Raw genomic sequence first — 14435 nt, 5'->3', positions numbered from 1 at the left:
TTACACGAACAAGCCCATGAAAGTCCTGATCGTCGAAGACGAACCGAAAGTCGTCGAATACCTGAAGAGCGGCCTGACCGAGGAAGGCTGGGTCGTCGACACCGCGCTCGACGGCGAGGATGGCGCGTGGAAAGCCGTCGAATTCGACTACGACGTGGTCGTGCTCGACGTGATGCTGCCGAAGCTCGACGGCTTCGGCGTGCTGCGTGCGTTGCGCGCGCAGAAGCAGACGCCCGTCATCATGCTGACCGCGCGCGACCGCGTCGACGACCGCGTGCGCGGGCTGCGCGGCGGCGCCGACGACTACCTGACCAAGCCGTTCTCGTTCCTCGAACTGATCGAGCGGCTGCGCGCGCTCACGCGCCGCGCGCGCGTGCAGGAATCGACGCTGATCTCGATCGGCGATCTGCGCGTGGACCTGATCGGCCGCCGCGCGACCCGCGACGGCACGCGCCTCGACCTGACCGCGCAGGAATTCCAGCTGCTCGGCGTGCTCGCGCGGCGCAGCGGCGAGGTGCTGTCGAAGACGACGATCGCCGAGCTCGTGTGGGACGTGAACTTCGACAGCAACGCGAACGTCGTCGAGACGGCGATCAAGCGCCTGCGCGCGAAGCTCGACGGCCCGTTCGCGGAGAAGCTGCTGCACACGATCCGCGGGATGGGCTACGTGCTCGAGGCGCGCGAGGACGGCGACGCGGAGCGGCACGCATGAAACGCTCGATCACCCTGCGTCTGTCCGCGATGTTCGGCATCGTGTCGCTGCTCGTGTTCACGCTGGTCGGCTGCGGGCTGTTCGTGATGATGGAGCGCCAGCTGTTCGCCGAACTGCGCGCGACGATCGACACGCGCGCGAAGGTCGCGCAGATGATCGTGTCGCATGCGACCACGGCCGCGCGCGGCCGCGTGATGCAGGAAAAGCTCGCCGACCTCGAGCCACCCGACGGATCGACACGCTACCAGGTCGACAGCCCCGACGCCAACTTCCGCTTCGGCCATCCCATCGACGGCGTGCCCGTCGGCGAACCGTTCGGCGCGTTCCAGCAGTACGCGCTCAACCACAGCAGTTACGACGTGATGACGAAGACCGTCCCGATCGCGGGCAGCGGCGAGCGCCCTGACCTGAAGCTGATCGTCGCGTCGTCGTGCGAGCGCACGCAGCGGATGCTGCGCCATTTCGTGTGGACGCTCGCCGCGCTGATCGCGATCGCCACCGTCATCACGCTGCTGCTGGGCCGCGCGGTCGCCCGCTTCGGGCTCGCGCCGCTGGAACGGCTGTCGCAGGATGCGGCGGCCATCAGCGCCACCCACCGCGGCCAGCGGCTGCAGACCGCCGCACTGCCGACCGAATTGCGCGAGCTCGCCGCGTCGTTCAACGGCGCGCTCGCGCGCATCCAGCAGACCTATGGGCGGCTCGAGGCATTCAATGCGGATGTCGCGCACGAGCTGCGCACGCCGATCAGCATCCTGATCGGCCAGACCCAGGTCGCGCTGACGAGCCGCGACCGCTCGGTCGACCGGATGCGCCAGACGCTGCAGTCGAACCTCGAGGAGTTCGAACGGCTGCGCGTGATCATCAACGACATGCTGTTCCTGTCGCGCAGCGATCGCGGCGAACGCGCGACCGACCTGAAGCGCGTGTCGCTCGCCGACGAAGTGCGGCGCATGCTCGACTTCCTCGAGATCCCGCTCGATGAAGCGCAACTGCGCGCGGAACTGCACGGCGATGCGCGCGCGACCGTCGATCCGTCGCTGTTCCGCCGCGCGATGACCAACCTGCTGATCAACGCGATCCAGCATTCGGCGCCCGGCGAGACGCTGAACGTGACGATCACGCCGCGCGATACGCTCGTCGACGTGTCGGTCGCGAACCCGGGCGAGCCGATCGACCCCGTGCAGCGCTCGCAGTTGTTCGAGCGCTTCTACCGGCTCGAGGAAGCGCGTGCGAACAGCAAGGAGAACCACGGGCTCGGGCTGTCGATCGTCAAGGCCGTCGCGGAAATGCACGGCGGCAGCGTGTTCGTCGCGTGTTCGGGCGGCGTCAATACGTTCGGCTTCTCGGTGTCGACGCAACCGTGCAGCAGCGGCACGCCGCGGACGGCCGATGCCGGTGACCCGCACGCGCTGCGACCGGCGTCGGCGCCAGGCGCCATGCACTGACGGCGGCCCCACCGCCGAGGGCAGTTTTCTTCAATACGGGCACGCGCGGCTGCTTTAGTCTCGATGCGACTTTGACATTCGCATGGAGACATCTGATGAGCATGCTGGTTTCGATGGCGGCGTTCGCGCTGGCGTCGTCGATCACGCCCGGTCCCGTCAATATCGTCGCGCTGAGCGCGGGCGCGCGCCACGGTCTCGGCGCAAGCCTGCGCTATGCGGCCGGCGCGACGCTCGGCTTCGTCGCGCTGTTCCTGCTGATCGGCCTTGGGCTGCACGCGGCGCTCGCACGCTGGCCGATGCTGACCACGGCTACCCAGTGGTCGGGAATCGCCTTCCTGCTCTACCTTGCGTTGCGGCTCGCGCTCGACGACGGCCGGCTGTCGACCGAATCCGGCGCACGGAATGCGGCCGGCCCGTCGGCCACGGCCGGTGCGGCGATGCAATGGCTGAATCCGAAAGCGTGGCTCGCGTGCGTGGCAGCGATGGGCGCGTATGCGGCCGACGGCGACCGCGCGCAGGTGTGGCAGTTCGCGGCGCTATATCTGGTGATCTGCTTTGCGTCGATCGCGTGCTGGGCGTATGCGGGTGCGTCGCTGCGGCACCGGCTCGCGAATGCGCGGCGGATGCGGCTGTTCAACCGCGCGATGGCGCTGCTGCTTGCAGGCAGCGCGCTTTATTTGCTCGATATCTAGTGTCGTTGCTTCGGTGTGCGAGGTCGCGGCGGATGCCGCCGGTGGTCGATGGCGGCAAGCGGTGCCGGCACCGCCCAACGTTCACCGTTCAGCTCGCGGCGCTTCGATATTGCCCCGGCGTGGCGGCCGCAATACGCCGGAACGCGCGCTGGAAATGCGCCTGGTCCGCGAAGCCCGCATCGAGCGCGACGTCGGCGATCGGCCTGCCGCGGCGCAACTCCGCCCGACCGTACTGCACGCGCCGATCGATCAGGAACGCATGCGGCGTCATCCCGTAGCGCGCGTTGAACGCGCGGATCAGGTACGACGGCGACAGGTCGGCCGCCGCGCAGATCGCATCGAGCGTGACGGCCTGACGGCAATGCGCGGCGATGTAGTCGGCCGCGCGAGAAAGCCTCGCGTTGTCGGCCCCGCGCCGCGCGTCGTCGGGTAGCGCGCGATCGAGCGCGCCGTGCAGCCGCGTGAAGAATTCGACCGCCGCGCTTTCCTTGCCGAGCGGATCCACAGAGGGTGCGACGAGCGTGCGGTAAAAGCCGCCGAACTGTGCGAACAGGTCGCGCCGCTCCGTCAACTTCGGCGAAAACCCGTGAAAATCGCGATTCGGATCGCGCCCCAGCGAATGCTGGAGGCGCGCGAGCCACGGCACGTCCACATAGACCATCCGGTACGCCCATGCGTCAGCGCCGTACGGATTGCAGGCATGCACTTGCTCCGGATCGATCATCACGAGCACGCCGCGCCCGACGTGTTCCTTCGTCGCCCCGTTCAGGTAGGTACTCGTGCCGCCGACGATCGCGCCGAGCGAAAACGTGTCGTGCGTGTGCTTCGCGTAGCAGATCGTCCGCCCGTCGTCGACGGTGCGCGCCTCGATGAACGGCAGCGCGGCGTCGCGCCAGAACGGCGACGGCGCGGCAACGGTATTGGCGGAACGGCTCACGCGACAGGCTCCCGGATCGGACGGTGAACGCACACCGTACAAGACTGCGCGGCGCGATGCAACCGCGATCCGACGCTTCGCGGCCGGATCGCCTAAGCTTTGAATTCCGGCCGCCGCGGCCGACGCGGCGGGTCCGATCCCCGTTCCCCACTTACCCTTTTTCACACCGATACGCTCATGCACATCGATCTGACAGGCAAGACCGCGGTCGTCACCGCTTCCACCGCCGGCATCGGGCTGGCGATCGCCGAAGGGCTCGCGCTCGCAGGCGCGCGCGTCGTCGTCAACGGACGCAGCGACAAGTCGGTCGAGTCCGCGCTCGCGCTGCTACGCACGGCGGTGCCCGACGCGGACATCGACGGCGTCGCCGCCGACCTGTCCGACGCCGCCGGTGCCGCCCGCATCGCGGAGCACACGCCCGACGCCGACATCCTCGTCAACAACGCGGGCATCTATGGGCTGAAGGAATTCTTCGACATCGACGACGACGAATGGGCCCATTACTTCCAGGTGAACGTGATGTCCGGCGTGCGTCTGGCGCGGCACTACCTGAAGAGCATGCTCGCGCGCAACACCGGCCGCATCGTGTTCATTTCGTCGGAATCGGGCTTGAACATCCCGGTCGACATGATTCACTACGGGTTCACGAAAACGGCCCAGCTGGCGATCGCGCGCGGCCTCGCGAAGCTCGCGGCCGGCACCGACGTGACGGTCAATTCGGTGCTGCCGGGGCCGACGATGTCGGAAGGCGTGCGCGCGATGCTGAAGGCGACGGCCGACGAATCGGGCCGCAGCGTCGACGATGTCGCGGTGGATTTCGTGCGCAGCGAGCGCGCGATGTCGATCATCCGGCGGCCGGCGCAGCCGGAGGAAATCGCGAATCTCGTGGTGTACGTGTGCTCGCCGCAGGCGTCGGCGACGACGGGCGCCGCGCTGCGTGCCGACGGGGGCGTGCTCGATACGATCGCCTGATCGCGCGGATGGCCCGGACGATGGGCGCGGCAACGGGCCGCCGCGCTATCGGGAAGCGGCCTTGCCCGGCTGAAGCGTGCTTTTGCGGTCGGCGTCCATGCAGGTATCGAAGCCGTGTTGCGTGACGGCGCCGGCCTTGTCGAACACGACGAAGTACGGCCGGTGATCGTTGCCGTGCTCGATGAAGTAGTTGTAGCAGACGCCGCTGCCGTTGCGCACCATCCAGACGCTGCGCGGGTTGCCGCCCGCACGGACGATATCGGCGCGCGTCGCGCCATGCCGCGACGCGGCCCGCGCCAGCGGCGTGCGTGAATACGAGAACGGCAGCCACGAGTCGAACCACGCGCAGCCGTGCAGCATCAGGCAGCTTGCCGCCAGGGACAGCGTCGCCGCGGGACGGGACATCGGAATCAATCGCATGCTTGGGAGAGTCTGCTGCGCCATGCCGGCGTGATCGAAAGCCTCATGCTACTCGACCTTTGGGTCCGGATCGAAAAGAAATGTAGAGACTTGTGTCCGACTGCCCGGTTCGACGTCGTTCGGTGCGCGTCCAATCGTCACGAACCGTTGCGGCACCGCGTCGGCTCGCACACGCATCGATGCCCATGCATCGATATTTCGAACCGGCGCGACGACCGGCATCGTCATGCGACCCATTCGGCCCACAGCATCGTCAGCACCGTCATCAGCGCGGGGCCGACGAACAGCCCGATCAGCCCGAACGTCTCCGCACCGCCGAGGATGCCGAACAGCACGAGCAGGAACGGCAAGCGGGTCGAGCTGCCGATCAGCACCGGTCGCACGAAATGCTCGGCGACGAACACCACCACGAAGCCGATCACCAGCACCACCACGGCCCACATGGTCGCGCCCTGCACGAACAGCCAGAGCGCCGCGCCGCAGAACACGATCGGCGCGCAGAACGGCAGCATCGCGGCGACCGCCGTGACAAGGCCGAGCAGCGCCGCATGCGGCACCCCCGCGAGCGCATACGCGATCCCGAGAATCGCGCCCTCGCCGAGCCCGACGACGACGAGCCCCGTCACCGTGCCGTACACGGCCGCGACCATCCGCTCGATCAGCTCGCCGCCGCCGCGGCCGAACGCGCGCCGCGCCCCCTGCAGCAACGCGCCCGACAACTTGTGACCGGCCCGCATGATCACGAACAGCGTCACGAGCATGAAGCCGAACTCGAACAGCGCATGCGCGAGCTTCGTGCCGAACTGGCGGCCGAACGCGATGACCTTCTCGCCGCTCGCGCCATGCATTGCGGTGCCCGCATGCAGCGGATGACCGAGATTGGCCTGCCACCATTCGGTGATCTGCGCGGAGCCGTAAGGCAAGCGGCTGACGACGTCCGGCAGCGCAATGCCGTTGTCCTGGATCGAATGCAGCCAGAGGCTCAGGTCGTGCTCCTGCGAGATCGCCTGCCCCAGCGCGATCGCGACGGGCAGCACGACCAGCAGCGACACCCCCGTGGTGATCACGGTTGCGATCAGGGTCGGCCGGTCGCGAAACCAGCGGTCGGATTCGAAGCGCTTCAACAGCGGCCACAGCGCGATCGCGATCACGCAGGCCCACGCGATGGCGGGAAGAAAGTCGCGGATGACCCACAGCGCGAGCACCAGCAGCACCGCGTACAACCCGGCGCGGGCAACCTGCTGCACGCGCGGCCGCGCGGCGGAATCGTGAGACGGCGGGACGTGTGCGCCCATGACACCTCTGTCGAAATGAAAAATGGCGGTTCGCGCAGGCCGGAAGCCTGTACGAACCGCCATTCTATCCATCGGCGCCGCCATGGCACGCACACGCAGTGCCAAGCATCTTGACATCCTCCCCGGCCTGAAGGCCGGAGATTCCTACGGCGCTCAGGCGCGGCATTGGGCTGCCCCTGGGTCGCTTCGGTGAGTTCCTGCTGCTGGCGGCCTTACCGCACCGCTCACTACACAGGCGCAACGGGCGTGTCCCGCCCTGAGAACATTGATCGCGCCGACCACATCGGCGTTTTCCTCGAATCCGCATTCCACACACTCGAACTGGACTTGCGTCTGGCGGTTGTCTTTCGACACATGGCCGCAGCACGGACACGTCCGGCTCGTGTTCTGCGGAGGTACGGCGACAAGATGCCCGCCGTTCCACACCAGCTTGTAATCCAGTTGGCGGCGGAACTCGAACCAGCCCTGATCCAGAATGGATTTGTTCAGGCCAGACTTGGCCCGAACATTTCTGCCCGGCTGCCCGATCGTACCCGCCGCCGACTTGGACATGTTCCGCACCTGCAAGTCCTCGATACACACCATCGCGTGATTTTGGCTGATCGTGGTCGTGGTCTTATGCAGGTAGTCGCGGCGGGCGTTGCCAATGCGGGAATGAATGCGCTGGACGCGGGCTTTCACCTTCTTCCAGTTGCTGCTGAATTTCGTCTTGCGGCTCAACGCCTGCTGCGCTTTGCGCAATGCCGTCTCGTGCCGCCTGAAGCTGTTGAGTGGTGCGTAAAACGTGCCGTCCGAAAGCGTCGCGAAGCGGGCGATGCCCATGTCAATGCCGACCGCGCCACCGCTTGGAATCCGCTGCGCGACCTCGCGTTCGCTCTGAATCGACACAGACCACTTGCCGCCCGCCAGGCTGACGATGACGTTCTTTACCTCGCCCAACACTTCCCGGCTATTGCGGTAGCGCAACCAGCCAAGCTTGGGCAGGAAGATTCGGCTGTTGGCCTGATCGAGCTTGATCTGCTTCGGGTCGGGATAGCGAAAGCTGTCGGACTGACTTTTCTTCTTGAAGCGCGGAAAGTCGGCCCGCTTGGCGAAAAAGTTGGTGTAGGCGCGCTCCAAATCCTTGAGCGACTGTTGCAGCGGGTGCGTCGGGGCATCGGCCAGCCACGGCGTTTCCGTGCCGTTGCGCCATTCGGTGAGCTGCTTGCACAGCCCGGCGTAGCCGAGCTTCTTCTCGCCTCGCTCGTAGCGTTCCTTCTGCAACGCCAGTGCCTTGTTGAACACAAACCGGCATGAGCCAGCGAAGCGGCGCATTTGCCGCTCCTGCCGGCCGTCTGGCATCAGTTCGTATTTGAAGGCTTGAAGTCGTTGCATGGCTCGATCATACCTGGTGAACAGCCTCAAGGGCGTGTTCAGCCGCCTGCTGCGCAAGGAACGACCGGACATCCAGAAACGCTACTGGAAGGGCGTGCTGTGGTCGCCGTCCTACTTCGCCTCAAGCTGCGGCCGTGCGTCGATTTCCGTCGTGCTCCAGTACGTCGAGCAACAGCAGACACTGCACTGAAAAACCAAGGACGGCTACGCAGTCCGCGCTATCCTTCCCCGCCATGAACGGCGGGGCTTGTCGCGCACCGGGTCAAATACGAGCCGCGAACGCCGCGACCCGCGGCAACGCGTACTCAGGCTACCTTGTCCGCGACGCGATAGCGTTCGAGCCAGTGCGCATACGGCGCGGGCAGCATCCACGACGGACGCTCGACGCCGAGCTGCCTGGCCGCGTAGTACGGCCAGTGCGGATCGGCCAGGTGCGCGCGGCCGACCATCACGAGGTCGAGCTGCTGTTCGGCGACGACGCGCTCGGCGAGTTGCGGCGTGTCGATGCCCCATGCGGACGACACCGGCAAGCCGGCCTCGCGGCGCACGCGTTCCGCGACCGGTGCGAGAAACGCCGGGCCCCACGGAATCTGCGCGTCGGGCGTCGAGAACCCGACCGACACGCTCAGCATGTCGAGCCCTTCCCGCTTCATCCGCTGCGTCAGTGCGATCGACTCGGCGAGCGTCGCTTCATCGCGGCCGTCGTATTCGATCACGCCGAGACGCGCGGTCAGCGGCAGATGCTCCGGCCACACCTGGCGGACGGCCTTCAGCGTGTCGACCAGGAAACGGCCGCGGTTCTCGGCCGAACCGCCGTACGCGTCGTCGCGCTGGTTCGAATGCACGGAGAAGAAGCTCTGGCCGAGATAGCCGTGCGCGAAGTGCAGCTCGAGCCATTCGAAGCCGAGATCGCGGGCGCGCTTCGCCGATGCGACGAAGTCGGCCTGCACGCGGCGCGGGCGATGTCGTCGTGCGTCATCGCGCGCGGCGTCTTCGGCAGGTGCGCGCCGAACGGCAGCGCCGACGGCGCGATGGTCTGCCAGCCGCGCGGATCGCCGTCGGCGATGTGATCGTCGCCTTCCCACGGACGGTTCGCGCTCGCCTTGCGGCCGGCATGCGCGATCTGGATGCCCGGCACCGCGCCGGCCGCCTTGATCGCCGCGACCGACGGCGCGAACGCCTCGGCCTGCGCATCGGTCCACAGCCCGGCGCAGCCCGGCGTGATGCGCCCTTCCGGTGACACGGCCGTCGCCTCCGCGATCACGAGGCCCGCGCCGCCGCGCGCGATGCCGGCCAGATGCACGTGATGCCAGTCGTTGACGACGCCGTCTTCGGCGACGTACTGGCACATCGGCGGCACCGCGATGCGGTTGCGCAGCGTGACATCCTTGAGTTTGAACGGTTCGAACAAGGCAGACATCCACCACTCCTTTGCTTGGTTCTGCGAAACGACTGGATGATCCACCGCGCGATGCGCACGGCGGAACGATTCGGGCCGCCGCCGGGCAGGTCGTGCCAGGCGGCGGAAACAGCCTGGCGCCGGTCATGCCGGCGCCAGGCCGGCTTACTGACGGCCGAGCTGCGCGAGCAGTGCCTCGGCCGCGGGCTCCGACGACGCGGGGTTCTGCCCCGTGATCAGCCGCCCGTCGGTGACGACATGCGGCGCCCAGTCGGCACTGCGCTCGAACTGCGCGCCGTTGGTCTTCAGCATGTCCTCGACGAGGAACGGCACCACTTCCGTCAACTCGACGGCCGCTTCCTCGCTGTTGGTGAAGCCCGTCACACGCTTGCCGCGCACGACCGACTCGCCGGTCTTCGGATCCTTCACGTGGCGCAGCACGCCCGGCGCATGGCACACGGCCGCGACCGGCTTGCCGGCCGACAGCGCGCGCTCGATCAGGCCGATCGAATGCAGATCCTCGGCGAGATCCCACAACGGGCCATGGCCGCCCGGATAGAACACCGCGTCGTAATCGTCGATCGACACGTCGGCCAGCTTGTGGGTGGCCGCGAGCTCGGCCTTGGCCGCCGGATCGGCGTCGAAGCGGCGCGTCGCGTCGGTCTGCGCGGCCGGATCGCTGCTTTTCGGGTCGAGGGGCGGCTGGCCACCCTTCGGCGACGCGAGCGTCAGCTCGACGCCCGCATCCTTGAACGCGTAGTACGGCGCGGCCAGTTCCTCGAGCCAGAAGCCGGTTTTCTTGCCGGTGTCGCCAAGCGTGTCGTGCGAGGTCAGGACTACCAGAATCTTCATGATCGGACACTCCTTCGAAATGGGGAACGGGGCCGCGTCGTGGCGGCCAGCATGACGCACGCCGCGTGCCGACGACGACGGCGCGCCTGCCCGTTAGGCCGCTGGCGCGCGTCAACGTGCCGGCCGCGTGTCGAAAATGTTTGTCGCTCGCGACTATTAGACCAGTCGTCTAGTTTAAACCTCAAAAAAACGACGACCTCCCCTGCACGGTCAGCATCGCAGCGCGATATGGCATTTTCGCGTCTGCGCCGCACGCCGGGGACGACGTCGCATTCATGAGGCTGGATGATAGCCCTGGATTAGACCGGTCGTCTAGCGAACAATCCTTCATCCCTCCAACTGTCATGGCTTTTCGAAATCTCGTCTCACTGCTAGGGCCTGTTCACGCTAATAACGGGCTTGCGCTGCCCCCCAGAAGGGCCGAGCGCAAGGAATGCGACGAAGCGAATACTCGACGTATTAGCGAGGAGCATGACGCGGCGATCGGCCCTTCTGGGGGGCAGCCCCACGAATGATTTTCTTCCAAACAGGGGAACGTGCCTTTCCGCCCGCATTGCGGCGTCGTTCGTCGTTGCAATAGCTACGGCTATTGCGCCTCCTCTCTCCTTGCCCTGCGGGCGGAAAGGCACGTTCGCAAGCCCGTTATTAGCGTGAACAGGCCCTAGCCTGGCGCTCCATCGCCGTCGACAGTTGCCGATAGATCACGGCATCACACATCCACCGACATGACCTGCTGCGATGCGACGAGCTTCGGCGGCGCCGGGCACTTGCAAATACACAGATCGTCGCTCAGCGCGACCCGCCTGCCGTCTGGTCCTGTCATCGGAAGTCGCGGGCCTTCGCATTGAATCTTGCCGATCGATTTGCAGGCCGGACAAACCACGTCGTCGTTTTCGTGGGCGATATGCTTACCGTCCAGTATGAACGGCGCCGCCTTTGCCCGGACTGTTCCGGCCACGGTCGTGTGATCACCGTCGAGGATCAGGTATCGAGTCATGATTTACGTGGTGTATTCAAAATCAAGCGTGGTCGAGGTAGGCAACGAGTTCCCATGCGACCGATACCATGTGCTGCCGCGTACCCATCATGCTGTCGAGAACTGGCAGCCGACGCGGTTCATGGACGATGACGGACGGCAATGAGTCGCCTTTGAGAAACCGGCGTGTCGCATCGCCGATCTGACCAGCATCGAGTTTTGCGCACCATACGCCGTCTTCCGGGCACTGCTGGCCGGTGCGCGCAACGGTCCCTAACGGCAGACGTGCCGCAAGGGTCTGTGGCTGATCTTGTTGCGAAATCTTCTCGGTCTTCCCTTCGAGCGGCAAACCAGTTTTCGGATCGAGATTTTGAGCCTTCGCCATCTCATTGACCATCTCGTCCGACGGCTTCTGCGGCGGGACAGCGGCGTCCTGCTCCTTCTGCCATTGGAACGTGCCATCCCAAGGCGGAAGTTTTGCGGGAGGAAGGGGCACGATCTTGTCGATGTCCGGAACCTTGGGATTGCGTCCGTCGTTACTGTCGATGAACTTACCGATCAACGCGTATCGGCGTGTCCGCTCCATATCATTTGGAAGAGACAGATATGAAAGTCGATCAGACTGAGGGGGCGCCTTGAACCCATTTTCGAGCGCCAAAGCCGCTTGGGTGCTGCCTGCCGCTACCCCCTTCTGAAAGGCATCGACCGCATCGCTATACGATGCGTTATTTTTTAAATTAATTCCCAGCGCGTTGGCTGCCTCACCGTACCCTTGGTCAGTCGCACACCGACGCATCTGGCGCGCAATATCCGGGGCCTTGTCATGAGGGGCCAGCAACTCCGCAACATATGTCTGCGCTTCCGGGTTTCCGAGATCGGCGGCCTTCCGGAAATACCGCAGCGCCATCTCGGCATCCTGCCCCAGTCCGTACCCCGTTTCGAGATAGTGGCCGATGTCGTAATAGCCCGATGGGATGCCTTGTTGGATCAATCGCACAGCAAGCGCCACCGTTTCCTTCGGTGCATCGGGCGAGTCCGCCAAACCGTCAGAAATCAGCGACTGAAGGTTTTGGTTGGCCTTGTAGTGCCCGTGCGCCGCCGCGATCCGGTAATAGCGCGCAACCTCGTTGAAATCTTTCGGACCGTCCCGCTTTTCCAAATAACGCGCGTAGCGGAACAGACTGTCTGCCTGCGGATCAAGCGACGGCAAGTGATCGGCCTGATGCGTGCAGGTAAAAGCGAGATTCGCACGCACGGCGCTCATATCTGGCAATGATGTCACTGGCGCTTCCTTTTTCGTGCAAGCGCAGGCTACTAGAGCAAGCGCAATGATGATGGCATATCGGTTCATGAATCAGTCGGAACGGGTAATCTTGTTCGAGGTTCGCATAAAGCCGATTAGAGATGCAGCGGGGGACTGGTCGCCAGCCCTCTGAAAATCGGCGTTGTTGTTTATGAGAAGTTCCCAATTCTTAAACGCTTCTTGGGGATCATCCTGCGCTCCCTTCCCACCAGTGTGCAGATTCCACAACTGTTGCCGCAGTCGCTTCGTCACATCGCCATGTTCATGGCAAATGTTGAGTTCGCTGTCCGCTTCCATGCTACGCGTGTTGATGTTCGCCGAACCGATGGTTGTGAACGTGTCGTCAACCGTCATCAGCTTGGCATGTACGTACACCGGCTCCCATTTTCCGGGCGGCGAATCCGGCGCAACCAACGTACAGACATGTACCTTGAGCCCCGGGTAGTCGCGGTTCATCACCGGGTGCGCCGGTCCTTTCATCTGCGACTCGATCCCGGCACGCTGCGCCTTGAGTTGAGCGACTTTTTGCTTCGCCTGCGCAACTGCCTGCGTGGTCGCTGGTGTGTTCGCCATGCCTTGCATCTGAAGCGCACCCAGATATTCCTGCCCGGCATCCTGCTGTTTGCTCACCACGTCGGAAAATTGTTTTCTCAGGTCGGCTTGGCGGTCGCTCTCCTGCAAGATCGCTCCCACGCCCGGCATCGATTTCGCCTGTCCCAACGCATCCAGCATGCGATACGTGTTCAGCGTTCCCGTACTCACCGCCGCATCGGTGGAGTTCGTGATCACGAACAGATACACCATGCCGTGTTTGCCGGAATCCCGCCCCCACTTCTGTTGCTGCACCGCGACCGCCTTGATCTTCTCCGCGAGCGGCACCCACCGGAAATACTGGTTTTCGATGAAGACGTGCTGCGTCGCGTTATTGACGGCCTGAAGATACAGCTTCTCGATGTCGCGCTTGCCCTTCTGCGACTGCGTGCGCAGTATCTGCGACATGACCCGGGTGTCGCCACCTGGATCGATTCGCACCTTCAGTCGCGTGTGCAAACCCTTGCGTTTCTCAGCAAGCCCCTGACCGGTTGCATCGTCCCACGCCTGACAGAAATTCTCGTTCAGGTAGCGTAGCACCGGTCCCGTCACCCACGCAGAGATATCCTGCCATGGCGAAAGTCCGTTACGGCCCGTTGTCGGCGTCTTGCGCACGTAGCTGTGATCGTTCGTGTCCCAGTACTGGTCGAGCATGTTGTGCCCCATGACGAAGCCACGTGCATTCTCCGGGTCTTCGTAATCGACAAGCACCATTTTCTGGTGATGCGTCGGTTCGGCCAGTCCCATCGATGCACTGTTCTGCGCGCGCGTCATCACATCGCGGTCCCGGTCCTTTCCATGCCAGAACGTATGCCACGCAATTTCGGCGCGATTGACTGCACTGAAACCGCGTGTCGCAAAGTCTATGTTTCTGAATGCTTCCTTTTGGTACAACGCGCCCTTGGCCGCGATATATACATCGCGCGGCCCTGCCGGCAGGTTGAGCGAAACGTTGTGCAGGTTCGCGCGCCGGTACCATTCCTCATCGATCTTGCGCTGCTGATCGGTCTGGTAGTCACGCGACATCATCGAGAACTTCTCGTAGGCGGAATCCGGCAGCCGTTGTTTGACATCCGTCGCGATGTCGTTGCCGGGCATGTTGTTTTCGCTGAGTTCCGACACGAACGCCGGATCACGCCAGACCAACAACCGCACCTTGACGCCAGCTTCCCCCTTCTGGCGCAGCAGTTCCCCGATGCCGACTCCTTGGCCGTCGCGTTTGAACATCATCGAGGGCTGAAAACCCCAGCAGATGATATCGATGGAGTGCCGCGCCTTCGAAATCTGCTCGTACACGTGACCAAATGCTTCCTCACCGTTCACAAGCGGACGAAAGGTCGCGGCAGCAGGGTTGTATTCGGTCTTTTGCACGAACCAGCGGAAAGTGACGGTTCCGCTGTTCGTGTGATTCAGCGCGATGGGCGTCGTTGCGACGAAGGCATCCGAAGCAGGTGAACTGTTTGCCAT

General features: G+C 64.6%; 12 protein-coding genes and 3 pseudogenes. 5 read left to right on the top strand and 10 right to left on the bottom strand.

Features of this window, described 5'->3' with window-relative positions; translation table 11 throughout:
* Positions 1–16: 16 nt before the first annotated feature.
* The 3 genes from ACTJKF_RS04210 (at position 17) to ACTJKF_RS04200 (ending at position 2849) form a co-directional block, all read left to right on the top strand.
* Positions 17–712 (top strand): heavy metal response regulator transcription factor, encoded by a 696-nt coding sequence (locus ACTJKF_RS04210; protein WP_440622311.1) that lies wholly within the window; start codon positions 17–19, stop codon positions 710–712.
* A complete protein-coding gene (locus ACTJKF_RS04205) occupies positions 709–2157 on the top strand; it encodes a heavy metal sensor histidine kinase (RefSeq protein WP_440622310.1) in 1449 nt (482 codons plus the stop codon). The genes ACTJKF_RS04210 and ACTJKF_RS04205 overlap by 4 nt, the downstream gene beginning before the upstream one ends.
* 95 nt (positions 2158–2252) lie before the next feature.
* Positions 2253–2849: a LysE family translocator gene (locus tag ACTJKF_RS04200; RefSeq protein WP_440622309.1), complete on the top strand. Its 597-nt coding sequence runs from the start codon at positions 2253–2255 to the stop codon at positions 2847–2849.
* Positions 2850–2937: 88 nt separating this feature from the next.
* On the opposite strand, the gene ACTJKF_RS04195 is transcribed toward ACTJKF_RS04200, so the two are convergent.
* Positions 2938–3786, bottom strand: a complete 849-nt coding sequence (locus tag ACTJKF_RS04195) for an AraC family transcriptional regulator (RefSeq protein ID WP_440622308.1) — start codon at positions 3784–3786, stop codon at positions 2938–2940.
* A gap of 177 nt (positions 3787–3963) precedes the next feature.
* Here ACTJKF_RS04195 and ACTJKF_RS04190 point away from each other — a divergent pair, with 177 nt between their 5' ends.
* Positions 3964–4758 (top strand): SDR family NAD(P)-dependent oxidoreductase, encoded by a 795-nt coding sequence (locus ACTJKF_RS04190; protein ID WP_440622307.1) that lies wholly within the window; start codon positions 3964–3966, stop codon positions 4756–4758.
* Between the two features lie 45 nt (positions 4759–4803).
* Here ACTJKF_RS04190 and ACTJKF_RS04185 read toward each other — a convergent pair whose 3' ends face one another.
* The 3 genes from ACTJKF_RS04185 to ACTJKF_RS04175 form a co-directional block, all read right to left on the bottom strand.
* The gene (locus tag ACTJKF_RS04185; protein ID WP_440622306.1) at positions 4804–5178 is read right to left on the bottom strand and encodes a hypothetical protein; all 375 of its coding nucleotides are present in this window, start codon (positions 5176–5178) and stop codon (positions 4804–4806) included.
* Between the two features lie 224 nt (positions 5179–5402).
* Complete coding sequence (locus ACTJKF_RS04180; protein ID WP_440622305.1) at positions 5403–6473, bottom strand: AI-2E family transporter; 1071 nt, start codon at positions 6471–6473, stop codon at positions 5403–5405.
* Between the two features lie 153 nt (positions 6474–6626).
* Entirely contained in the window at positions 6627–7847 is a 1221-nt protein-coding gene (locus ACTJKF_RS04175) for an RNA-guided endonuclease InsQ/TnpB family protein (protein ID WP_440622304.1), read from the bottom strand.
* Here ACTJKF_RS04175 and ACTJKF_RS04170 point away from each other — a divergent pair.
* A pseudogene (locus ACTJKF_RS04170) lies at positions 7846–8037 on the top strand (transposase); the annotation flags it as partial. The gene ACTJKF_RS04175 and the pseudogene ACTJKF_RS04170 overlap by 2 nt on opposite strands.
* Before the next feature lie 259 nt (positions 8038–8296).
* On the opposite strand, the pseudogene ACTJKF_RS04165 reads toward ACTJKF_RS04170, so the two are convergent.
* The 6 genes and pseudogenes from ACTJKF_RS04165 to ACTJKF_RS04140 all read right to left on the bottom strand — a co-directional run.
* Positions 8297–8797 (bottom strand): annotated as a pseudogene (locus tag ACTJKF_RS04165) (oxidoreductase); the annotation flags it as partial.
* Between the two features lie 68 nt (positions 8798–8865).
* Positions 8866–9198, bottom strand: a pseudogene (locus ACTJKF_RS04160) (oxidoreductase); the annotation flags it as partial.
* 213 nt (positions 9199–9411) lie between these two features.
* Positions 9412–10098, bottom strand: coding sequence for a type 1 glutamine amidotransferase domain-containing protein (locus ACTJKF_RS04155; protein WP_440622303.1), 687 nt, complete (start codon positions 10096–10098; stop codon positions 9412–9414).
* 709 nt (positions 10099–10807) lie between these two features.
* The gene (locus tag ACTJKF_RS04150) at positions 10808–11095 is read right to left on the bottom strand and encodes a PAAR domain-containing protein (protein WP_440622302.1); all 288 of its coding nucleotides are present in this window, start codon (positions 11093–11095) and stop codon (positions 10808–10810) included.
* A 22-nt stretch (positions 11096–11117) separates the two neighbouring features.
* Complete coding sequence (locus tag ACTJKF_RS04145) at positions 11118–12425, bottom strand: SEL1-like repeat protein (protein ID WP_440622301.1); 1308 nt, start codon at positions 12423–12425, stop codon at positions 11118–11120.
* A 3-nt stretch (positions 12426–12428) separates the two neighbouring features.
* Positions 12429–14435, bottom strand: a complete 2007-nt coding sequence (locus tag ACTJKF_RS04140) for a phospholipase D-like domain-containing protein (protein WP_440622300.1) — start codon at positions 14433–14435, stop codon at positions 12429–12431.

The organism is Burkholderia sp. 22313 (genome assembly GCF_052045245.1).
GTDB lineage: Bacteria > Pseudomonadota > Gammaproteobacteria > Burkholderiales > Burkholderiaceae > Burkholderia.
The sequence above is the reverse complement of the archived record's forward strand: the minus strand, read 5'-3'. Positions and strand labels throughout refer to the sequence as shown.